Genomic DNA, 4,596 nt, shown 5'->3' with positions numbered 1-4,596 from the left:
GCCCGGTCCGGCATCACGGCCAGGCCAGGACGGGCCGGCCGCGGGGCCGGGCCGGCGGGCGGGTACCGGTTCCGCTGGCCGTCGCCGGTGGCGTCGCCCTCGTCTTCCTCCTGCTCCCGCTGGCCGGGCTGCTCGTGCGGGTGCCCTGGCGCGGCCTGCCGCGGCTGCTGGCCGAGCCCGGGGTGCGCGAGGCGCTGCGGCTGTCCCTGCTGACCGCGACCATCGCGACCGTGCTGTCGCTGGCGGTGGGTGTGCCGCTGGCCTGGTTGCTGGCCAGGGCGGACTTCCCCGGCCGTGGGCTGCTACGCGCGGTGATCACCGTGCCGCTCGTGCTGCCGCCCGTGGTCGGTGGGGTGGCGCTGCTGCTGGCCTTCGGGCGGCGGGGCATCGTCGGCCGTTACCTCGACAGCTGGTTCGGGATCACCCTCCCGTTCACCACCGCCGGGGTGGTCGTGGCGGAGGCGTTCGTGGCGATGCCGTTCCTGATCGTCGCGGTCGAGGGGGCGTTACGCTCGGCGGACCGGCGCTTCGAGGATGCCTCCGCCACCCTTGGCGCGAGCCGGTGGGTGACGTTCCGCCGGGTCACCCTCCCGATGATCGCACCGTCGCTCGGCGCGGGCGCGGTGCTGTGCTGGGCACGCGCCCTCGGCGAGTTCGGGGCGACGATCACTTTCGCCGGCAACTTCCCGGGCACCACCCAGACGATGCCGCTGGCGGTCTACCTCGCCCTGGAGACCGACCCGGACACCGCGGCCGCCCTGTCCCTGGTCCTGCTCGCCGTGGCCGTGGCCGTCCTGGCCCTGCTCCGGGACCGCTGGCTGCGCCCGGGGACGGCCCTGTGAACCCGGTGGGCGGGCCCGGCGGGCGGGACGGGGTGGTGGGCCTGCCCGGCGGGCGGGACGGGCCGGTGGGCCTGCCCAGCGGGCGGGACGGGCCGGTGGTGGGCGGGCCCGGCCCGTCCGACGGCGGTGGCGGATCCGATGACGGCGCGTTGCTGGCCCGTCTGCTGGTGCGGCGGGCCAGCGGCTTCACCCTGGACGTGACGCTGACCGCAGCGAGCGGGACGACCGTCGCCGTCCTCGGGCCCAACGGCGCGGGCAAGACCACCCTGCTGCGGGCGCTGGCCGGGCTGCAGCCGGTCGACGCGGGCCGGATCAGCCTGGGCGGCCTCGTCCTGGACGACCCGGCGGCGGGGATCTTCGTCCCGGCGCAGCGCCGCACGGTCGGGATGGTCTTCCAGGACTATCTGCTGTTCCCGCATCTGTCCGCGCGGGACAACGTCGCCTTCGGGCTGCGTTGCCGGGGGATCCCCCGGGCCGCCGCCCGGGCCGCCGCACTGCGCTGGCTGGAGACGTTCGGGCTGGCCGAGTTCGCCGCCCGCCGGCCCGGGGCGCTCTCCGGCGGGCAGGCCCAGCGGGTCGCGCTCGCCAGGGCGCTCGCCGCCGGCCCGAAGCTGCTGCTGCTGGACGAGCCGCTGGCGGCGCTGGACGCGGCCACCCGGCTGGCCGTCCGGGCGGACCTGCGCCGTCGGCTCAGCGGCTTCGACGGCCCGTCCGTGCTGGTGACCCACGACCCGATCGAGGCCATGGTGCTGGCCGACCACGTCGTCATCATCGAGGCCGGACGGGTGGTGCAGCAGGGCCCGCCGGCCGAGGTGGCCCGCCGGCCCCGCACCGACTACGTCGCCCGGCTCGTCGGGCTGAACCTCTACCGGGGGGAGGCCGGGGCGGGGGCCGTGCGGCTGCCCGGCGGCGGCACGCTCACCGTCGCGGACCGGGCGATCACCGGCCCGGTGCTGGCCGCGCTGCGGCCGTCCGCGGTGATGCTCGGCGTCGTCGAGCCGCACGGCAGCGCCCGTAACACGCTGGCCGGCCGGGTCACCGGGCTGGAGCTGCTGGGGGACCGGGCCAGGGTCGCGCTGGACACGAACCCCGCCCTGCTCGCCGACGTCACCCCCGCCGCCCTGGCCGAGCTGCGGCTGGAGCCGGGCTCGCGGGTCTGGGCGTCGTTCAAGGCGACGGACATCGAGACCTACCCCGACGACGCCCACGGCCCCTGACCGGCCTGGTGACGGCACGAGGCGACCAGCCCTGTGAACGGGCCCGAGGCCAGGGCCGGAGCCGGTCGGCCGGCCGGTCGGTACGGGACGAGCCCCGCACCATGACCGGTACGGGGCTCGTCTCACACATGTTCCTACTGCTGCCCACGGTCACGCTGAGCCGCGTGACCGTCGGTGATCAGAGCGGTCGGACGTTCTCCGCCTGCGGGCCCTTCTGGCCCTGAGTCGTGTCGAACTCGACCCGCTGGTTCTCTTCCAGGGTCTTGTAGCCGGTCGTCGCGATCGCGGAAAAATGCACAAAGACGTCCGGACTGCCACCGTCCGGGCTGATGAACCCGAAACCTTTCTCTGCGTTGAACCACTTCACAGTGCCCTGAGCCATTCGAGGATCCCATCGCCACGCAAGTCGACACGCGCGAGTGCGCGCGCCGGATCTCCACCCTCTCATGCCGGACGCACGGACCGACAGGCGCCCACCGTCACACGCCCACATCGGGTGACGCGGAGCTGGCCGGCGAGGCGGCGGACGGCGGTTCTGGGCGGCTGCGCCAGGCTCCCGCGGCTGCTCCGACGGCTGCCCGAGACCGGGGACGTGGCGGCGGGCACGGACGGCGCGACCGCCGCCGGGACGACCGCCGCCGGGACGACCGGCGATGGCCGCGCCCGGCGCATGGTGGCCCAGTACCCGCCGAACGGCTCAATACCTGGTAATCGGCCTACCGGCAGAGACCACCGGTAAACCGGGGATCGGCGCGTTCCGCCCCGCGGCGGACAGGCCCTGGCCCGGGCTCGGGTGGCATCACAGTCGCACCGGCACAGTCGCACCGGCGTCCCGGCCGGCCGCGGCCCCGACTTTCCCGCCACCACGGCGGCCCGGCACAGCGGCCCCAGTCCCTGGCCCGGATCGGGGATCCGGTCGGCGGGCCGTGCCCCGGGCGGCTCCGGCAGCCCTGAGCCCGGCAGGCCCCGGGTATCGCCGGTCGTGGATGCACCGGCCGGCGATACTCAGGGCAGCCGGGAGGAGGCCGATACTCAGGGCAGCCGGGAGGAGAAGGCCACCGACCCGGCCGCGGCCGTCAGCCCCAGCGCCAGGGACAGGCCGACGAACCAGGTGGTGACCTCGTGGAACTCGTTGCGGTAACCGATGGAACTGCCGAGGTTCTCGTACACCGAGCGCAGCTCGTCCCCGGAGGAGGCCCGGTGGTAGGAGCCGTCGGTCGCCCGCGCGATCTCGCGCAGCGCGTCCTCGTTGACCGGGACGGGGATCTCCTGGCCACCCACGTCGAGGCTGCCGTCCGCGGTGCCGTAGGCGATCGTGTCGACCGGCACCCCGGCGTCCCGGGCGGCCTGGGACGCCTGGGCGTTCGGGCGTCCCCGCTGGGTCTCCCCGTCGGAGAGCAGCACGATGGCGGCCGGCGGCGGCGCCCCGCCGTCCGCGGCGAGCTGTTCCCCGGCGGTGGTGATGGCCTGCAGGCCGGCGAAGATGCCCTCCCCGATCGCGGTGGACGGGCCGAGCTGCAGCCCGCGGATACCGGACCGGACGGCCTGCCGGTCGGTGGTCGGCGGGACGAGGAGCGCCGCCGACCCGGAGAACGACACCAGCCCCAGGTTGATCCGCGGTGGGAGCTGGTCGATGAACGCGTCGGCGCCGTCCTTGGCCGCCGCGAGACGGTTGGGCGCGACGTCGGTGGCGGCCATCGAGTTCGACACGTCGATCGCCAGAATGATCGTCGCGCGCTCGCGGGGGACCCGCCGGGCCTGGGCCGGCCGGGCGAGGGAGAACACCATGGCGGCCAGCGTGAGCAGCAGCAGGGCCGCGGGCAGGTGCCGGCGCCACCACTGCGGCCGCCGGGGCAGCACCGACGCCAGCAGCCCGACCGAGGTGAAGCGCGCCGCGTAGGCCTTCCGGCGCAGCGACATCACGATGTAGGCGGCGGCGATGGCGCCGACCGCCGGCAGCAGCCACAGCCAGTGGCCGGCGAGGAAGGTCATCGGCCGGCTCCGGCGGGAGGTACGGCGACCGGTGGGCGCCTGGCGGCGCCACGGCCGCGGCGGGCGGCCAGGACGAACCGGACGATGTCGGTGAGCCAGTCGGAGTCGGTCCGCAGGACGAGATGGCCGGCGCCGGCCCGGCGCAGCGCCGCGTCCACCTCCCGGCGGTGCGCCGCGGCGGCCCGGGCGTAGGAGTCGCGCAGCCGGCGGGAGGAGGTGGGCACCGTCAGGGTGGCGCCGGTCTCCGGGTCGACCACGTCGAGCAGCCCGACGTTGGGAAGCTCGAGCTCACGCGGGTCGACGACCTCGACGGCGAGCACCTGGTGCCGGCCGGCGAGCGCGCGCAGCGGCCGTTCCCAGGACAGGTCGACCGAGAGGAAATCCGAGATCACGACGACCATCCCGCGGCGCCGGGGCGGGTTGCGCAGCCCGTTCAGGGCGGCGGCGAGATCGGTCGTGCCCGTGCCCGTGCCCGGGGCCGGGGCCGGGGCGGCGGGGGAGCGGCGGGCCGGACGGTCCAGCGCGGTCCGCGGCGCCGCCAGCAG

The 4,596-nt window shown here is 75.9% G+C and carries 5 protein-coding genes; 2 read left to right on the top strand and 3 right to left on the bottom strand.

The genetic code is table 11. From position 1 onward, the window contains the following. Both NBX02_RS15710 and NBX02_RS15705 read left to right on the top strand, forming a co-directional pair. The coding region (locus NBX02_RS15710) for an ABC transporter permease (RefSeq protein ID WP_445548464.1) at positions 1–842 on the top strand (842 nt) is incomplete at its 5' end. A 98-nt stretch (positions 843–940) separates the two neighbouring features. Further along, on the top strand, positions 941–2,059 hold the full coding sequence (locus NBX02_RS15705) for a sulfate/molybdate ABC transporter ATP-binding protein (RefSeq protein ID WP_445548465.1): 1,119 nt from the start codon (positions 941–943) through the stop codon (positions 2,057–2,059). Between the two features lie 178 nt (positions 2,060–2,237). On the opposite strand, the gene NBX02_RS15700 is transcribed toward NBX02_RS15705, so the two are convergent. The 3 genes from NBX02_RS15700 to NBX02_RS15690 all read right to left on the bottom strand — a co-directional run. Beyond that, positions 2,238–2,441: a cold-shock protein gene (locus NBX02_RS15700; protein WP_250284305.1), complete on the bottom strand. Its 204-nt coding sequence runs from the start codon at positions 2,439–2,441 to the stop codon at positions 2,238–2,240. 650 nt (positions 2,442–3,091) lie between these two features. Next, positions 3,092–4,051 carry a VWA domain-containing protein gene (locus tag NBX02_RS15695; RefSeq protein ID WP_250284303.1) on the bottom strand — a complete coding sequence of 320 codons (960 nt, stop codon included), beginning with the start codon at positions 4,049–4,051 and terminating at the stop codon, positions 3,092–3,094. Further along, positions 4,048–4,596 (bottom strand): DUF58 domain-containing protein (locus NBX02_RS15690; RefSeq protein WP_445548463.1); only part of this gene is annotated, 549 nt, incomplete at its 5' end. The genes NBX02_RS15695 and NBX02_RS15690, both read right to left, overlap by 4 nt.

It is taken from the genome of Protofrankia sp. CiP1_Cm_nod1 (genome assembly GCF_920888515.1).
Taxonomy (GTDB): Bacteria; Actinomycetota; Actinomycetes; order Frankiales; family Frankiaceae; genus Protofrankia.
Note: the sequence above shows the minus strand (reverse complement) of the source record. Positions and strands in the feature narration are given on the sequence as shown.